This window comes from Pseudomonas sp. GW823-FHT06B06 (assembly GCF_058795195.1).
The window spans coordinates 27,574-44,801 of the sequence record NZ_JBXAHO010000026.1; the positions used below are offsets into that span (position 1 = coordinate 27,574).

Sequence of the window (17,228 nt, forward strand, 5' to 3'; positions counted from 1 at the left end):
CGCACCGCGCCTTGGGCGCAGTGTCTGACTGGATGGCTGAGTGCATGGCCCGGCGCAAGGCCGGGCAAGACATGTGGTCTTAGAACTCGATCGGATACGGCTTGAGCTCACCGCTTTCGTAGCGTTGCGGCAGGTTCGGCGTGGCGTTTTCCCAGACCAGCAGCATCGAGCGCTTGGTCGAATAGCCCTGGTGGCGAATGTCGGCGGGCATGGCGCAGATATCGCCGGCCCGCATGGTGATGCGCGCACGGGGGTTGCCATCGTCCTTGTCGCCGACATCCCAGATGATCTCGTCCGATAGCTGCAGGAACCACTCGATCCGGTCATTGCCATGGAACACCGGCAGGATGAATTCCTCGGTGGTCGGGCAGAACAGGCTGGCCTTGCACACCGAGGTCACCGAGGGGTTCCAGGTCACGTCGGAGCGCGACAGGTACTTGTGCAGGCTGAAGGCATGCAACTGGCCTTCGAACCCTTCGGCGGCGTGAATTTCCGGTTCGTCCTGTGGCACATCGATAAACTGGCGGTTGATCGGCAGATCGTTGCGCAGCGGCGAATCATCCGGCAGGCCGGGCATGCGTCGGGTGGCGATACGGAAGCGCTCGATGGCCTCGATGTTGTTGCCGTTCTTGCGACCGAAGGCGCTGCCGGTTTCTTCCGGTGCAGCGAAGGGGTCGAACGTGGCGTTGGTCCAGTCGCGCAGGATCGCCTTGAATGTCGCCATGATCAGCGGCGTTTCGAAGTTTTCGGTGTAGTTGACCCCGGCCGCCTTCAGCGTGCCGTTGAAGGTGCCGGCGTACAGGTCGACCTTGCCGTAGTAGTTGCGGGTGCCGATGACGTGGTCGAAGTTGACCCAGCCGTAGAAAAAGCCCCAGGCCACGTCGCGCATCAAGGCGCGCAGAAAGGCATCGGCCGGGATCAAGTGCGAACGGGTCTGGCCTTTGGCGGGCCAGGTGATGCGGGCGAAGTACTCGTCTCGCGACAGTTCGAATGCGCCGAGTTTGAAAGCGCGATAACCGGTGACGGGATGGGCGGCGCTGGCCTGGACGTCTTCGTCGGCGAACAATGGCGTTTGAGCAGCGGTTTCAAGCATGGCCATGGCGGGTTTCCTCTTTTTATTGTGGGTGGAGTTCGGCTGGGCAGATCACTTCAAGCAGATGTCGGCCCACTTCTCGACCGACAACGGGCCTTTGATCGTCTGCTGCAGGATCACGCCCGGCCGACTGGCCTCGAAGCGATACGCGGTGCCCACCGGCAGCAGGCACTGGTGGCCACGCTTGAGCAGGACGTAGCCCATGGGTTTGCCCACTGGCACGTCCCCGGCCAGTTGCGTGCCCTCGCCTGCTGTCAATGGCGTATCGAGCTTGAGGAAGTCCACCCGCACTTCGCCGTCCATGACGATGGCGAATTCGTCGTGCGCGGCCGTGTACCAGGGCGACTGGCCTTCGGCGCGCAGGGTTTCAATGACGTAGCCAAGGTTGAGGCCGACCACGACCTTTTCATACGGAAGGGATTTTTCCGCCACCTCGAAAACGTTGGAAAAGGCGTAGTGACTGGCCTGGCCGCTGATGATTTCAACCGAGCCCTTGGTGTATTTTTCCAGCGAGCCGAAGACCGTTTCGATTGCCGCGCTACTCATGGGTTTTCACCGTTTTGTTGTTGTAGTAACAGTGAGCCAACAGTACGTCGCGCCTGGTCCCGGAACAATTAGAGGACCGGCGACAACAGTGTTCGCGAAACGCAAACACTGTAAGAGTTGTGTAGGAGCTGTGTAGGAGCTGTCGAGTGCAACGAGGCTGCGATCTTTTGATCTTAAAAAACAAGATCAAAAGATCGCAGCCTGCGGCAGCTCCTACAGGGTGCGAGGTTCATTAGCGCACCCAGCCACGCTCCAGCAACGGTTTATCCCAGCAGGGCTCATCGCCGAAGTTCTCCACCAGAAAGTCGATCAACGTACGTACCTTCAAGGCCCGACGCTGGGTCGCGGGGTACACTGCTGAAAAATTGAAGGAGGACAACGCGTACTCAGGCAACACTGGAATCAACCGCCCGCTGAGCAGGTCGTCACTGGCCACCAGTGTCGGCAGGCAGACAATGCAGACTCCGGTCTGTGCGTAATCACGCAACAGGTGCACCGAGTTCGAGCGCACCTGGCCAGGCAGGCTCAGCTCGACTTGTTCGTCTTCGCGGTTGAACAGCCAGCGGTTGCGCGACGGATAACCCTCGTACAGGGCGATCTTGTGTTGCAGCAATTGCTGGGGATGGGTCGGCACGCCGAACTCGCTGGCGTAGTCGGGAGACATGCAAAAAAGCCGGCGAACGCTGAACAATTTGCGTTCGATCAGGGTTTCGGCCATTGGCGGGAACATCTGGAACGCCACATCGAAGCCTTCTTCGATCGGGTCCACCACCCGATCGTTGACGATGACATCCACTTCAATGTCCGGGTACAGCCGGGTGAACTCGGCCAACAGGCGGCCGAAGTGCCCGATGGCAAATCCGGGCAGCATCTGCACCCGCAGTTTGCCGGTGGGTTTGGCGCGCAGTTCGCGCATGTGTTCGGTCAGCGAGTTGAAACTCGCAACCATGTCCGCGCATTCCTTGTAGTAGGTTTCCCCGACCTCGGAGAGGCGTACATGGCGTGTGCTGCGGTGGAACAGCGGCGCATTGATGAACTGCTCCAGCTGCTGGATGCGGTGGGTAATGACCGAGCGGGTCACGCCCAGTTGCTGGGCCGCCCTGGCGAAGTTGCCGGTTTCGGCAACCCGCACGAAGGCTTCGACACTGAGTAAACGATCCATGGGGGCAGGTTCTCTGGATGTTTTTGTTCTTATAGGAATACGAAGCGAGAACCTGCGAGATTACGATGAACTCGAATGGCAAGCCACTGTAGGAGCGAGCATGCTCGCGATGAACTCAAGAACGCCGATGGGTGTCAGGTTCCCCGCGTTTTCGTTAACGACCATCGCGAGCAGGCTCGCTCCTACAGGGGGGGCTGCGGTTAGCGGTTGAGCCAGGGATAGCGCGCCGTGTCCTGGCTGCCGTAGTCAGGGTCCAGGTAGATGAAGCAGCGCTGGATCTTGAAATCCCGGATCTCGAACACGTCGGCCCAGTAGCCGGCACCGGCCGCTGACGGGACGCCCGCACGCCAGTGGCCGTCGACGTGTTCACCAAAACTGGTGCCTTCGCAGACCAGCGTGTCGGTGCCCGTAAGAATCCAGTTGAAATGCGCATAGTCGTGGGTAATCGATTTCAAGCGGCTGCCAAGGTCGCTGAACATCTGGCCGATCTGCTCACGGCCGGTGGCCAGTCCCCACTTGGGAAACAGGACCTGTGCATCCTCGGCGAACAGGTCGAGAATGCTGCCGCCAGTGGAGGTGATACCGCCGTTGTCGAAGGCCTTGAGGTATTCCAGGGCGACCGATTTGCGTTGCTCGTCGGTCATTGTAAGGGTGCTGATCATGGCTGTCTCCGTCGTTTCGATATTGGAGTGATAAGGCTGTTGGCCGTCAGTGCAGCGACTTGATGTAGCTGATGATCTTCTGCCGCTTGGCCGGGTCGTCCTGCGAATAGACCATGGCGCTGCCCGGCGCCACGCTCTGGGCATCGGTGAGCCAGGCGTCGAGCATCGGCTCGTCCCAGACCTTGCCGGCCATGGCTTTGGTGAAGCCGTCGCTGTAGGTGAAGTTGGTTTCGCTGGCCGCCTTGCGACCCAGCAGCCCGAACAGGTTCGGGCCCTGCCCCGGCGGGCCGCCCTTGTCGAAGGTGTGGCAGACCGCGCAGTGGTTGGTCGCCAGTTTCTGCGCCAGCGCCAGGTCATCGGCCAAAGCGCTGCCGGTCAAAGCAAAACTGGCCGCCATCGCCAACAGCGCCGGGGCTCGTAGGAAAAATTTCAAGTGCGTCATATCGTTGATCTCATGCAGTCACGGGGCTTGATTCAGCTTCGGCTCGGTTCTTTGTGCGCCTGGTTCGCCGCGCGATAGGCAAAGGCGATGATCGGGCCAAGCGTCGAACCACCGGCCCAGTAGGCACGACCGGAGGCCGACGCAACGCAGTTGCCGACGCCGTACAGGCCCGGGATCGGTGCATTGGCGTTGTTCAATACCTGGCCGACGGAGTTGGTTTTCGGACCACCCTTGGTGTCGAGGTTGCCGCCGGTGATCAACGCCGCGTAGTACGGCCCTTTCGCGGCCAACGGGTACATGGTCAGGTTGCCGGTGCGGTCGGGCTTGACCGGGCCGGTAAACACGCCCTGGATCACCAGCTCGCCGCGATGGAAGTCCAGATCCTTGCCCGTCTTGGCCAACTCGTTGAAGCGCTTGAGGGTGGCTTTCAGGTTGAGAGTGAAATCGGCGCTGAGCTTCATCCCGCCGATATCGGCGGCGTGTTTATCCAGGCGCTCGGCGATGTTCTTCGCCAGCTCTTCCAGGGTTTCGCCCTTGACCACATGGCGGTCGTTGCCGCCCTTGGGCACGATCGGAGAGCCGTATTCGTCGCTGCTGCAGTAGTCCTGGGCGCGCTGGTCCCAGATCGAGAACATCACCAGGTTCGGGTATTCGGCCTTATCGCCGTCCCACTGGAAGAAGGTCGGGACCAGTTCGTTGTAGACGGTCTTTTCGTTGACGACGCGCTTGCCGTACTTGTTCACCATCAGCATCGAATCGCCGTTCATGGTGAAAATGCCGGACATCGAGCCGTCCTTGGCCAGGGCTTTTTCCAACAGGATCGGGCACGACCAGGCGTAGTTCATGTTGCGCAACTGCACCCCCAGCTCGCTGGAAATCCGGATGAAATCGCCTTCGTTGGTCAGGGCGGCGCAGCCGCCGTAGACGGGGGCGTTGAGGAAGTTGCGGCGCAGTTCCGGATCGTGGGTAAAACCACCCGTAGCGAAGATCACCGCTTTGCGCGCCTTGACCCGTTGCCGCGCACCCTCTTCGGTCTCGACTTCGACGCCGATCGCTTCGCCCGCGCCGTTGAGGATCACTTTCACCACGCGCTCGCCGGTACGAATCTGCACGCCGTCACGCTTGGCGGCGGCGGTCAGCGTACGAATCGCCACGCGACCGCCGTCGGACATGCTGGGCCGGGCTTCCTTGGGCACCAGTACGCGGCCTTTCTTGGCCTTGTCTTCGGACAGCTCTGCGAAATAGTCCGGTATGTCCGGGCAATGGCGATAAGGCAGTGCGTCGCGTTCGGCCAGCAGTTCGGCAGCGGGCGAGGCGCTCTCGTAGATCGCCTCGCACATCTCGTATTCCCAATCCGACAGGCCAAGTTTGGGCAACGAGGCGTCGTAGGATTGCGGACGTGTCAACCGGGCGACATAGCGCATGTAATCGGCTTTTTCATCGACGATGCCGGCGTCGCGCATCGGCTTGTTGTTCGGCACCCAGTACCAAAACGCCGCTTTCGCCGCGGTGCCCCCAGGGCTGCCGGCTTTTTCCAGGATAACCACGTCATTGCCCAGCCAGCGGGAAAACAACGCGGTAGGCAAACCGCTGCCACCACCGCCGACCACGACAATGTCGTGCTCTCGATCAAAGGGCAGCTCGTCGCTGGCCATCGCCCGTGCGGCCACCCCCGACAAGGCGGCGACAGCCGTACCAGCGGCGCCGGCCTTGATGAAGCTGCGGCGTGACAGGGCAAGTTTCTGGTTTTCTTCGTTCACTTTTTATTCTCCGGAATGAGTAGCGGCGACGCAGGCAGGCGTCGGTGATTCACCAGTAATGCCAGAGCTGCACAAACAGGCCGTCGGTGACGGTGGTGTTGCGCCCTTCCACGCCTTTGGAATAGTGGATGGACACCTGGTCCCACATTTTCTGGGCGAAGACCTTTTGCACGCCGGGCTTGAGCTGGAACAGCACGCCGGCGCCGAGCGCGGTTTCGTTGGATTCAGAGAATTCGATGGTGTTGTTGTTGCGATCATCGGAGCCGAAGGTTTTCTGGTAGTCGGCACTGAGGAAGGGCGTGACCTGGTAGGTCGGGCGGTCCACGATGTTGTAGCCCAGGCGCAGGTTGGCGTGGCCGGTATCGCCAGGTTCGGTGTGGTGCGGACCATCGCCGCGAAGGATCGCGCCGACCAGCAAATCGATGTTCACTTTGCCCAGCCATTCGTTGTAGAACAGCGACGGCCACAACGCGTAGGTGTCGCTGCTGACCGAGTCCGCGCCGGTCGGCAGTTGCACATAGGCTTGCGCACCGATAGTGCGCAGCGGCGTCGGGTTGTACCAGACCAGGCCGCCGACCAACGGATCGCCGAGCCCGCTGACCCGCGTGCCGTTGCCGCGCACGGCAATCTCCGGGAGGGTGATACTGGCGATGAAGCCGGTATTGGGCAGGCCGTCCATCTTCCAGTAGTGCAACAACGACGTCAGGCCAACGTAGGTCTCGGTGTTGCTGCCGGCGACCTTGTTGCCGTGATCGTCAAAGCGTTTGCGGTCGTCGTTGTATTCAAATTCCTGACCCACCGAGTTGTAGGGCTCGGTGAAGTCCGAACTGAACTGAAAGCTTTGGGGCCGGTTGCTGGCATAGGGGATGCCGGATGCTTGCGCCATCGCGGGAAACAATAGGCCAGCCCCCAGAACGGGAGCGAACAGGGTCGCAGCGCAACCCCATGCACGAATACTCATACCTGCCTTCCTTATTTTTATTAGGCGCCAAACCCCCGAAGGGGCGTAAGGCCGAAAGCAAGGTGTGACGTCTTGATGAGCCCTGGCTGGAGCTCCACCGGATCGTTGACCAATCCCGGTGTTCGGCGAGATGGAGGCTACAAGCCGGCCACTGCACCAACAATTCCATTCTCGGCGACATCAGTGTTTGCGTATTCAGAACAATGGGGCGGAGGATCTGAGTAGGAGATCATTAAAACTGTGGGAGCGAGCCTGCTCGCGAAAGCGTCGGGTCAGTCAACTCTATGTTGAAGCTAATGGCCTCTTCGCGAGCAGGCTCGCTCCCACAGGGGTCAAGCATTCACAGCGTCGGATCGATGCAGTGGATAGAGCTGTTCGTCGAACTGCGACAGCTTGGGGAACACCAAGGGTTGATCATCACTCAGGTGTTGCAGGCGCTGATCGTAATCCAGCAAAAACGCCTGTCGCGCCTCATCGCTGATGTACGGCACATGCCAGGCCACGAACGGCTCCAGCACATCAAACCCAACATACGCCAACGTGCCGCGCAGGATCGGCCGCAGCATGTCCTGCAACGGCCCGTGGATCGCCTCCTCACCGAACATGTGTTCACGCCCCCCCAAAGTCACGGTAACCAACGCCTTTTTCCCGGCAAGCCCGCCCTGATCGTAGAAGCGCTTGCCGCCGTAGCAGATGCCCGAGACCAGCACCCGGTCGATCCAACCCTTGAGCATGGCCGGGGTGGAGAACCAGAAGATCGGGAAATTGAGGATCAGCAGGTCGGCCCATAGCAATTTATCCAGTTCAGCCTGGATGTCCGCTGCCAGTGACTGGCTTTTCACACCGAGGCGTTGTTCCAGCGCATACACCAGGTACTCGGGATTTTCCCGCTTTGAGAAGTCATCGGCGCTGGCCACCGGGTTCCAGTTCATCTTGTACAGGTCGCTGACCTGCACTTCATGGCCCTGGGCTTCAAGGGTCGCGACGGCCTGGTCGCGCAGGGCGGCGGTGAAGGATTGCGGCTCGGGGTGAGCATGGACGATCAGTACTTTCATGGGGATTCCTTAGACTTTTTCCAGCGTAGGGTTTGAATTCGCGGTAGCACGACTGGCCAGCAAGCGGTCGAGCCAGTCGGGGTCCATTTGGGGTTCGGAGGAAAACAGCAGCCCGGTATAGTCTTGATGCGGCGGGGTGAAAATAGCACTGCGCGAGCCATGATCCACCACCCTGCCCCGTTGCATCACCAGCACTTCGTCGGCAATCGCGCGCACGGTGGCGACGTCATGGGTAATGAACAGGTAGGCGACGCCGAGCTGTTGCTGAATGCGGTTGAGCAACTTGAGCACGCCTTCGGCCACCAGTTGGTCGAGGGCCGAGGTGACTTCGTCGCAGATGATCAGTTGCGGGTCGGCGGCCAGGGCTCGGGCGATGCAGATCCGCTGTTTCTGTCCACCAGATAATTCCCGGGGCTGACGCTCCATGAACGTTGCCGGGTCCAGTTCGATCATCTCCAGCAGCTCGGCCACTCGCGCGCGCATGGCCTTGCCCTTGAGCCCCAGATAGAACGTCAGTGGCCGGCCGATGATGTCGACGATGCGCTGGCGCGGGTTCAGCGCCGTATCCGGGATTTGATAAATCATCTGCACACGGCGCAGTTGCTCCTTGCTGCGCTGGCGGAAGTCCGCTGGCAGCGGTTCGCCGTCATACAGCACTTGACCATGGGTCGGTGGCAACAAGCCGGTGATCAACCGCGCCGTGGAGCTTTTGCCGCTGCCCGATTCGCCGATGACCGCCAGGGTCTGGCCGCGATACAGCTTCAAGGAAACGTCATGCAGCACCGGTTGCCGCCCGTAGCTGGCGCAGCTGTTGCGCAGTTCCAGCAGCGGTTTTTCCTGTTGCGGGCAGGCTTTGGCTTCGGTGCGGAAACTGCGCACCGCCCACAGTGACTTGGTGTATTCCTCCTGCGGGTCACCGAGCATCTTGCGGGTCTCGGCCTCCTCCACCAGCTTGCCGTGGCGCAGCACCATGATGCGGTCGGCCATCTGCGCCACCACCGCGAGGTCGTGGCTGATGTAGATCGCCGCGCTGCCGTAGGTCTTCACCGCATCGCGAATCGCCGCCAGCACCTCGATCTGGGTGGTGACGTCCAGGGCGGTGGTCGGTTCGTCAAAGATGATCAAGTCCGGATGGCAGGCCATCGCCATGGCGGTCATGACCCGTTGCAGCTGGCCGCCGGAGACCTGGTGCGGGTAACGCTGGCCGATCTGTTCGGGGTTGGGCAAGCGCAGCACGCGATACAATTCCACCGCCTCGCGCATCGCCTGTTCACGGCTGATGCCACCGTTCTTCACCGCCGTTTCCACGTGTTGATCGATCAAGCGATGGGCGGGGTTGAACGAGGCTGCCGCACTTTGCGCGACGTAGGCGATGCGCAGGCCGCGCAATTTGCGCAAGGCTTCGGGTTTGGCCTTGAGCAGGTCGATGCCATCGAAATGCACCGTGCCGCCGGTAATTTTGCAGCCGTCACGGGTATAGCCCATGGCAGATAAGCCGAGGGTCGATTTGCCCGCCCCGGATTCACCGATCAGCCCCAGCACCTCACCGCGTTGCAGGGTCAGGTCGATGCCCTTGATCAGCGGATGCCAGGCATCCTCGTAGTGACCTTCGATGTGCAGGTTGCGGATTTCCAGCAAAGGTTTGGATGTCGTCATGTTCAGCACTCCTTGAGGCCGCTGGACTTGTGCAGCATCCAGTCGACGACGAAGTTGACGCTGACCGTGATCAAGGCCACGGCCAGGGCGGGCAGTAAAGGACTGATGTCGCCAAAGGTGATCAGCACGGCGTTGTCGCGCACCATGCTGCCCCAGTCCGCGGTGGGCGGCTGGATGCCCAGGCCGAGGAATGACAACGCACTGATGAACAGGAACACGAAGCAGAACCGCAGGCCGAATTCGGCAATCAGCGGCGCTGCGGCGTTGGGCAGTACCTCGCGGGTGACCAGCCAGCACAGGCCTTCACCGCGCAGGCGCGCGGCCTCGACGAAGTCCTGCACCACCACGTTCATCGCTACGGCGCGGGACAGGCGAAACACCCGGGTTGCATCCAGCAGCGCGATTACCAGCACCAGTGAGGTGGCCGTGGTGCCGACCACACTGAGAATCAGCAAGGCAAAGATCAATTGCGGAATGGCCATCAGGATGTCAACGACCCGCGACAGGCCCTGATCGACCCAACCGCCCTTGATCGCCGCGGTCAGGCCGCAGGTACCACCGAGCAGGAACGCCAGCACCGTGGTCAGGAAGGCGATGCCCAGTGTGTTGCGCGCACCAAAGACCAGGCGGCTGAACATGTCGCGCCCCAGGTTATCGGTGCCCAACAGGAACTGCCCGCCCCACGGCGCGAAGCCCTCGCCCACCACCTGGGTTTCGCCAAACGGCGCCAGCACCGGGGCGAACAGCGCCACCAGGATATACACGACGATCACCAGTAATCCGAACTTCGCACTCAGCGGCGCCCGGAGCAATTGTTTAAGCAGGCTCATGGTCTACCCCTTTGGATGCATCAGGCGTGGGTTGCTGGCAATCGACAGCACGTCGGCACTGGTATTGAGCAGGATGTAGGTGGCGGCAAAGATCAGGCTGCAAGCCTGGACCACCGGGATATCGCGCTTGGCCACCGAGTCCACCAGCAACTGGCCGAGGCCCGGATAGACGAACACCACCTCGACCACCACCACGCCAACCACCAGGTACGCCAGGTTCAGCGCCACCACGTTGACGATCGGCGCCAGCGCGTTGGGCAAGGCATGATGGAAGATGATGCGCGACTGGCTGATGCCCTTGAGCCGGGCCATTTCGATGTAGGGGCTGGCCAGCAGGTTGATCAAGGAGGCGCGGGTCATGCGCATCATCTGCGCGATCACCACCAGGCTCAGGGTCGCCACTGGCAGCACCGAGCGCTCCAGTACCTCACCCAGACTGGCGTTTGGCGAGAGGTTGGAAATGCTCGGGAACCAATTGAGCTTCACCGCGAACACCAGGATCAGGATGTAGGCAACGAAGAACTCGGGGAACGACACCGCGCTCAGGGCCGAGGTGTTCAGCAGGCGGTCGAACCAGCTGTTGCGGTACAACGCCGCGAGCATGCCCAGCAACAATGCCAAAGGCACCGACACCAACGCGGCCAACAGCGCCAGGCTGAAGGTGTTGCCCAGGCGACTGCCGACCAGTTCGGCGATCGGCCGCTGGTTGGCCAGCGATACGCCGAGATCACCGTGCAGCAGTTGCCAGATCCACTGCCCGAAACGGGTTAGGGGCGGCAGGTCCAGGCCCAGTTGCGCGCGATAGGCCGCCACGGTTTCCGGGGTGGCAGACTGGCCGAGCATGGCCTGGGCGATGTCGCCGGGGAGCAGGCCGACGGCGAGGAAGATGATAACTGATACCGCGAACAGTGAAAGCAGGCCTAAAGCGAGGCGCTGCCCCAATAACCTGAAAATACTTCTCATCGTGCAGTCCTAGAAATGGGCACCTTTTTATGATCGTTCCCACACTGTGCGTGGGAACGATCACCGATTCACCGTGCGATTCCTTACGAAGATCACAATTTCCCCTGTAGGAGCGAGCATGCTCGCTCCTACAGGGGTTTTTCATTGGTTTGGCGAGCGCTTATGCCTGCCACCAGCGTTCGATCACGCGCAAGCCGTCGAGCTCTCCGTATGGCGCGGTCTGCCCGCCGTGGGCCACACGGTTGGAACGCGCCGCCACGGAGCTGGCGAACAGCGGCACGATCGCCCCGCCGTCGTCCCGGCACAGCGCCTGCATTTCGTTGTACATCTCACGGCGCAACGGCTCGTTCATCTCGCCCCGGGCCGCGTTAAGCAACTGGTTGAAACGCGGGTTGTCCCAATGGGTTTCGTTCCACGCCGCGCCCTTGGCGTAGCCGATGCTGAACATGCGGTCGGCCGTCAGGCTGCTGTACCAGAACGAGGTGGTGAAGGGTTGCTTCATCCAGACATTGGAGAAGAAACCGTCGGCGGGCTCGCGCACCACGTCGATGTCGATCCCGGCCACACGGGCCTGTTCCTTGAACAGCACCGAGGCATCGACGGCGCCGGTGTACGCCGCGTCGGAGGCCTGCAGGCGCACCTTCAGCGAATCCAGACCGGCCTTTTTCAGGTGGAAACGCGACTTGTCCGGGTCATAGGTGCGCTGTTCCAGCGCGGTGTTGATGAAGCGGCTACCGGGCTGGATCGGATGATCGTTGCCCACCAGGCCATAGCCGTACAGCACTGAAGCCAGCAGGGTTTCGCGGTTGATTGCGTGCTTCATCGCCAGGCGCACGTCGTTGTTCTGGAACACCTGGCTGTCGGTGAGCATCGGGAAGGTGTAGTGCTGGGCACCCTTGGTTTCTTCGATGACCAGGTTCGGGTTGCGCTTGAGCAACGCTACCGTCTTGAGGTCGACCTTGTTGATCACGTCCACTTGCCCCGTGACCAGCGCATTGACCCGCGCTGCGCCGTCGGCGATGGCGATCAACTCGGCACTGGCGAAGTGCGCACGCCCGGCTTTCCAGTAATCGGGGTTGCGTTCCAGGGTCATGCGCACGCCCGGTTCGAAGTCCTTGAGGCGATAGCCACCGGTGCCGGCGCCAGCCTGCCAGTCCGCCACGCCGTCCTTGCTCGGCAGGATCGCCAAGTGATAATCGGCGACCACATAGGAGAAATCGGCGTTGCCCGAATGCAGTTCGAACACCACGCTGTCGCTGCCATTGGCGCTGACCTTGGCCACGTCGCCCAGCACGGTCTTGGCCGCCGAGGTGGACTTCTCGCCGAGGTGATGCTGGATCGACGCGACCACGTCATCGGCGGTCAGGCTCTTGCCGTTGTGGAAGGTCACGCCCTGGCGCAGCTTGAAGGTCCAGACGCGGGCATCAGGGGTTGAGGTCCAGCTCTCGGCCAGTTCCGGAATCGCGGTGCCGTCTACGGCGATTTCAGTCAGGGTGTTATAGACCGCCGAGAAACCGACGAAGGTAAAGGTGTCCGCCCAGGACCCCGGGTCTTTCGAGTCGGTGGTACTGCCGCCGGCAAGCCCCAGGCGCAATATGCCGCCCGGCTTCGGCGTGGCTTCTGCAGCGAAGGCGCCTGTCGGCAAGCCCATGGAGAACGCCCCGGCCACCGCCACGGCGGCGGCGCTGTACTTCAGGAAGTCCCTGCGCGGGAAACTGAATTCATTGTTCGCTTGAGTAATCTTGTTTTTGTTATCGCTCATTGCATTGCCCCTGATAAAAGCTAATGAAATACCCGTGCAAAACCACGCAAGACACCGGGCCTGGGCCCGGTGCATACAGTCTTTGAATCGTTGATGGTCACACCTGGATCGCCTTCACTTCGACGAATTCGCCCAGCCCCTCTTCCCCCCATTCACGCCCGTTACCGGATTGTTTGTAGCCGCCGAACGGCGCCTGATAGTTGAATGCCGCGCCATTGAGGAAGCATTGCCCTGCGCGCAACTGTCTGCCCAGTTGCAAGGCACGCTCGGCACTGCCGGCCCAGACCCCGCTGGACAGGCCAAACGGCGAGTCGTTGGCGATCTGGATCGCCTGCGCCTCATCCTCATAAGGGATCAGGCACAGCACCGGGCCGAAGATTTCTTCCTGGGCGATGCGCATGCGGTTGTTAACGTCGGCGAACAGCGTCGGGCTGACGTAGTAGCCACGCTCGAATTCCTGCGCCGCGTCGCCACCGCACAACAGGCGTGCACCCTCTTCCTGGCCGATCCTGATGTAGTCGAGCACGGTGCGACGTTGCCCGGCGGAGCACATCGGGCCAAGGAAGCTCTGCGGATCCAGCGGATCGCCCATCTTCAGGCTCAGGGTTTCCTCCAGCGCAATTTCCAGCGCCTCGGCATAACGACTGGCCGGCAGCAGCATGCGGGTCAACGCGGTGCAGGTCTGGCCGGAGTTGATCATCACGTCCTGGACGCCATAGCGCACCGCTGCCTCCAGATCGGCATCCTCGGCAATCAGCAACGCCGACTTGCCGCCCAGCTCCAGGCACACGCGCTTCACCGAAGGCGCGGCGGCCTGTGAGACGCGAACGCCTGCGCCGGTGGAACCGGTGAACGACACCATGTCCACGTCCGGGTGTTTGGCCAAGGCTTCGCCGACCTTGGAGCCCGGTCCGCTGACCAGGTTGAACACCCCCGCCGGCAGGCCGATGTCCTCGATCATCTGGGCCAGCAAGAACGCGTGCAACGGGGTTTCCTGGCTTGGCTTGACCACCACCGTGCAACCCGCCGCGAGCGCCGGGGCGAGTTTGCCGATCAACTGGTGCAGCGGGTAGTTCCAGGGGTTGATGAACGCACAGACGCCCACCGCCTCGCGGTACACCCGCGAGTTGCCGACCTCGCGCACTTCGTCCATCAGGCCTGCGAGTTCTACGTATTGTTCAAGGCCAATGATCGGCCCGTCCACTTGCACCGAACGGCACCATTGCACCGGCATCCCCAGTTCAGTGGTGATCACCGAGGCCATTTCATCGGCGCGGGTCTTCAGTTGTTCCGCCAACGCACGGATGTAACCGGCACGCACGCTCGACGGAGTGCGCGACCATGGACCAAAGGCCCTGCGTGCAGCAGCCACGGCGTTGTCCACATCGCGTTCATCGCCCAACGGCACGCTGCCCGCCACTTCTTCGGTGGCCGGGTTGATCACTTGCGCGATGCCCTGGCCCGACGGGACTTGCCAGCGTCCATCGATAAACAGCGACTTGTGATTAAGCATGTAGCTGAGCCTCCATCAGTTCCTGGGCGCAACGGGCGATGCGCTGGCAGGCATCGCGCAAGGGTTCAGGGCCAACCACCAGGCCGAGGCGAATATGCCCGGCCGCGCTCGGGCCGAACGCTTCACCGGCGAGTACTGAAACCCCGTGGCGATCGAGCAGGCGATCAGCGAACGCCTGGGCGCTGAGCCCGGTTTCACGGATATCGAGCATCACGAACATCCCGCCATCGGGCTTCAGGGCACGCACGCCCGGGCAATCGGCCAGGTGCTCGCACACCAGGTCGCGACGCTGGCGATAGGCTTCGCGCATGGCGTCCAGTTCCGGCAGATCACTTTCCAATGCCACGACCGCCGCATCCTGAACGAAATCCGGCGAACCGTAGAGCATGCACAGCGCGAGGTTTTCCAGGTGCGCAGCCAGGGACGGCGGCGCCACCACCCAACCCACTCGCCAGCCGGTCATGGCGTGGGATTTCGACAGGCTGTTAAGGGTCGCGGTGCGCTCGGCCATGCCCGGCAGGCTCGCCGGGCTGACGTGTTCGCCGTCGAACAGCAGTTCGCTGTAGACCTCATCGGAAATCAGCCACAGGTCGTGGGCGATGCACAATTCGGCCAACGCTTGCCAGGTGCTGCGCGGCAGGCTTGCACCGGACGGGTTGTGCGGACTGTTCAGCGCCAGGGCACGGGTACGCGGGGTGATGCGCGCGGCGACGTCTTCGGGCAACACGCGAAAGCCGTTCTCCGAACGCACCGGCACCGGCACGACCTTGGCGCCGCAAGCGCCGAACACAGCTTCATAAGTGACGTACATCGGCTCGGCGACGATCACTTCATCGCCCGGATTGAGCACGCACTGGGCCACGCTGAACAGCGCGCACTGGGCGCCGGCCAGCACGGTGACTTCGTCCGCTGTCACCCGCTGCCCGCTGCGTAGATGGTGGCGCTTGGCGATGGCCTCCCGCAAGGCGCGCTTGCCGCGAACCTCGGCATAGTGGGTGTTACCGGCCAACAAACTGTCGATGGCGCCCTGCACGATGGGTTGCGGCGTGTCGAAATCCGGGTCGCCCACGGACAACAGCAGGATGTCCTTGCCCTGCTCCAGCATGGCCAGTGCACGGTAATGAATATCCCAGGCGGCAGCGCCGTCACCGGCGATACGTTGAGTCAGATCGGAAAAGCGCATGGCTTCATCCCCTTGAAATACAAATCAGTGTGCGCAGGCATGCTTGAGTTCGATCAGGGTCACGCCGTTGCGCTTGAAGCCGTGGCGCAGGTCCGTTTGCAACTCGGCCAGGCTTTGCGGTTGGTTCACCGTGCAACCGAACGCGCGCCCGAGGGCCGCGAAGTCGGGGTTGCGCGGCAGCACGCCGATGGGCTCGATATCCAGGCCAAGCATGTCGTCACGAATCTGCCCCAGCGCATCGTTGTTCCACAGCAACACCACCAGCGGGCTGTCCAGTTCCTCGACAGCGGTTGCCAGTTCCTGCGCGGTGTAGAGGAAACCGCCATCGCCGACCAGCACCAGGCCCGGGCGTTGCGGCGCACCGAACTTGGCGCCAATCCCGGCCGGCAGGCCGTAACCCAAGGTGCCGTAGCCGGTCGGGTGTAACCAGCTGCGGGTCGCGGCACTGTCGAACGCGTAGTTGCCGGTGTAGGCCAGTTGAGTCATGTCAGTACTGATGAAGGCGTTTTGCGGCAGCTCTGCGGCAATGCGCTCAAGAATCGACTGATGAATCGATTGCAACGGGCCATGGCTGGCCTTGACCGCTTCACGCAGTGCGCTGACCGAGGCAATCGCAGCGCTTGCATCACGTACCTCGGATGGCAGTCGCTCGAGCAGGCCACAGAGGGTTTGTTGCGCATCGCCATGCAAGGCCACGGCGCAAGGGTAGAAGTCGTTGAACTTGCGCGGGTCGATGTCCACTCGCAGCAGCTCAGCGTTGAGCGGCAGGCGCTCACGCCAGAAGTCGGTGTCGGCCATTTCGGTGCCGACCGCCAGCACCACGTCGGCCTCGGCGATCAGGTTCCAGCCCGGTTCCACACACAGTGAGGAACCGGCGTTGAGCGGCGCATCCGGTGGCAACAAGCCCTTGCCCGCGACACTGGTGAACAGCGGCGCAGCCAGTCGGGTGCTGATTTCCTGCAACTGCGAGGCGGCATCGAGTGCACCGCCACCGGCGATGATCATGGGTTGTTTCGCACCGTTGAGCTTGGCCACGGCTTGATCGAGTGCAGTGGCCGATGCCGGACCGCGCCCCGGACGGCGTACCACGTCATTGCTCCAGTCACGGGCGATCGGCGCCGACAACACGTCCAGCGGCACCGAAATGTGCACCGGGCGCGGACGCTCGCTGTCGAACACCGCATAGGCACGGGCGATCAACTGCGGCAAGTCTTCGGCAGTCAGGGCCACCGCTGAGAATGCAGTGATCGGCGCCGTCATTGCGCGCTGATCCTGGCACTCGTGCAGGATGCCCCAGCCCTTGCCGAGGCTGGCCGTGTGGTTGACGCTGGATATCACCAACATCGGAATCGAATCGGCGTAGGCCTGGCCGATGCCGGTGGCGGCATTGGTCACACCGGGACCGGTGATCACGAAGCACACGCCGGGTTTACCGCTGACCCGGGCATAGCCGTCGGCCATGAAACTGGCGCCTTGTTCGTGGCGGGTCAGCACGTGGCGAATGCCGCTGCCGGGCAGTCCGCGATACAGCTCAAGGGTGTGTACACCGGGAATGCCGAACACGGTATCGACGCCGTAGTTGGCCAGCAGGCGCACCAGCGCCTGGCCACCGGTCAAGGTTTTGTCTTGCATATTCAGGT

The 17,228-nt window shown here is 62.0% G+C and carries 15 protein-coding genes; all 15 read right to left on the reverse strand.

Annotated features, from left to right (window positions below; all coding sequences use genetic code 11):
• Nucleotides 1–79: 79 nt before the first annotated feature.
• The 15 genes from AC1Q8Q_RS21930 to AC1Q8Q_RS22000 all read right to left on the reverse strand — a co-directional run bounded on the left by AC1Q8Q_RS21930 (nt 80) and on the right by AC1Q8Q_RS22000 (nt 17,220).
• Nucleotides 80–1,099 carry a hydroxyquinol 1,2-dioxygenase gene (locus AC1Q8Q_RS21930; RefSeq protein ID WP_432668148.1) on the reverse strand — a complete coding sequence of 340 codons (1,020 nt, stop codon included), beginning with the start codon at nt 1,097–1,099 and terminating at the stop codon, nt 80–82.
• Between the two features lie 45 nt (nt 1,100–1,144).
• On the reverse strand, nt 1,145–1,639 hold the full coding sequence (locus tag AC1Q8Q_RS21935; RefSeq protein WP_020799495.1) for a cupin domain-containing protein: 495 nt from the start codon (nt 1,637–1,639) through the stop codon (nt 1,145–1,147).
• Between the two features lie 232 nt (nt 1,640–1,871).
• Nucleotides 1,872–2,801: a LysR family transcriptional regulator gene (locus AC1Q8Q_RS21940; RefSeq protein WP_020799494.1), complete on the reverse strand. Its 930-nt coding sequence runs from the start codon at nt 2,799–2,801 to the stop codon at nt 1,872–1,874.
• A gap of 200 nt (nt 2,802–3,001) precedes the next feature.
• Nucleotides 3,002–3,463 (reverse strand): nuclear transport factor 2 family protein, encoded by a 462-nt coding sequence (locus AC1Q8Q_RS21945; RefSeq protein ID WP_020799493.1) that lies wholly within the window; start codon nt 3,461–3,463, stop codon nt 3,002–3,004.
• A gap of 46 nt (nt 3,464–3,509) precedes the next feature.
• A complete protein-coding gene (locus tag AC1Q8Q_RS21950; protein WP_083349128.1) occupies nt 3,510–3,905 on the reverse strand; it encodes a c-type cytochrome in 396 nt (131 codons plus the stop codon).
• 32 nt (nt 3,906–3,937) lie between these two features.
• Nucleotides 3,938–5,665 carry an FAD-dependent oxidoreductase gene (locus tag AC1Q8Q_RS21955; protein ID WP_492615490.1) on the reverse strand — a complete coding sequence of 576 codons (1,728 nt, stop codon included), beginning with the start codon at nt 5,663–5,665 and terminating at the stop codon, nt 3,938–3,940.
• 49 nt (nt 5,666–5,714) lie between these two features.
• A complete protein-coding gene (locus AC1Q8Q_RS21960; protein WP_033044411.1) occupies nt 5,715–6,626 on the reverse strand; it encodes a transporter in 912 nt (303 codons plus the stop codon).
• A 332-nt stretch (nt 6,627–6,958) separates the two neighbouring features.
• On the reverse strand, nt 6,959–7,681 hold the full coding sequence (locus AC1Q8Q_RS21965) for an NAD(P)H-dependent oxidoreductase (RefSeq protein WP_083349130.1): 723 nt from the start codon (nt 7,679–7,681) through the stop codon (nt 6,959–6,961).
• A gap of 9 nt (nt 7,682–7,690) precedes the next feature.
• A complete protein-coding gene (locus AC1Q8Q_RS21970) occupies nt 7,691–9,337 on the reverse strand; it encodes an ABC transporter ATP-binding protein (protein WP_492615491.1) in 1,647 nt (548 codons plus the stop codon).
• A gap of 2 nt (nt 9,338–9,339) precedes the next feature.
• Nucleotides 9,340–10,167: an ABC transporter permease gene (locus AC1Q8Q_RS21975; protein ID WP_489328212.1), complete on the reverse strand. Its 828-nt coding sequence runs from the start codon at nt 10,165–10,167 to the stop codon at nt 9,340–9,342.
• Between the two features lie 3 nt (nt 10,168–10,170).
• Nucleotides 10,171–11,130, reverse strand: coding sequence for an ABC transporter permease (locus tag AC1Q8Q_RS21980; protein ID WP_492615492.1), 960 nt, complete (start codon nt 11,128–11,130; stop codon nt 10,171–10,173).
• A gap of 160 nt (nt 11,131–11,290) precedes the next feature.
• Nucleotides 11,291–12,892, reverse strand: coding sequence for an ABC transporter substrate-binding protein (locus AC1Q8Q_RS21985; RefSeq protein ID WP_432668151.1), 1,602 nt, complete (start codon nt 12,890–12,892; stop codon nt 11,291–11,293).
• Nucleotides 12,893–12,989: 97 nt separating this feature from the next.
• Nucleotides 12,990–14,405, reverse strand: a complete 1,416-nt coding sequence (locus tag AC1Q8Q_RS21990) for an aldehyde dehydrogenase family protein (RefSeq protein ID WP_151142056.1) — start codon at nt 14,403–14,405, stop codon at nt 12,990–12,992.
• The gene (locus AC1Q8Q_RS21995) at nt 14,398–15,588 is read right to left on the reverse strand and encodes a pyridoxal phosphate-dependent aminotransferase (RefSeq protein WP_492615493.1); all 1,191 of its coding nucleotides are present in this window, start codon (nt 15,586–15,588) and stop codon (nt 14,398–14,400) included. Before AC1Q8Q_RS21995 ends, AC1Q8Q_RS21990 begins: the two co-directional genes overlap by 8 nt.
• A gap of 24 nt (nt 15,589–15,612) precedes the next feature.
• Entirely contained in the window at nt 15,613–17,220 is a 1,608-nt protein-coding gene (locus AC1Q8Q_RS22000; RefSeq protein ID WP_489328210.1) for a 5-guanidino-2-oxopentanoate decarboxylase, read from the reverse strand.
• Nucleotides 17,221–17,228: the final 8 nt, after the last annotated feature.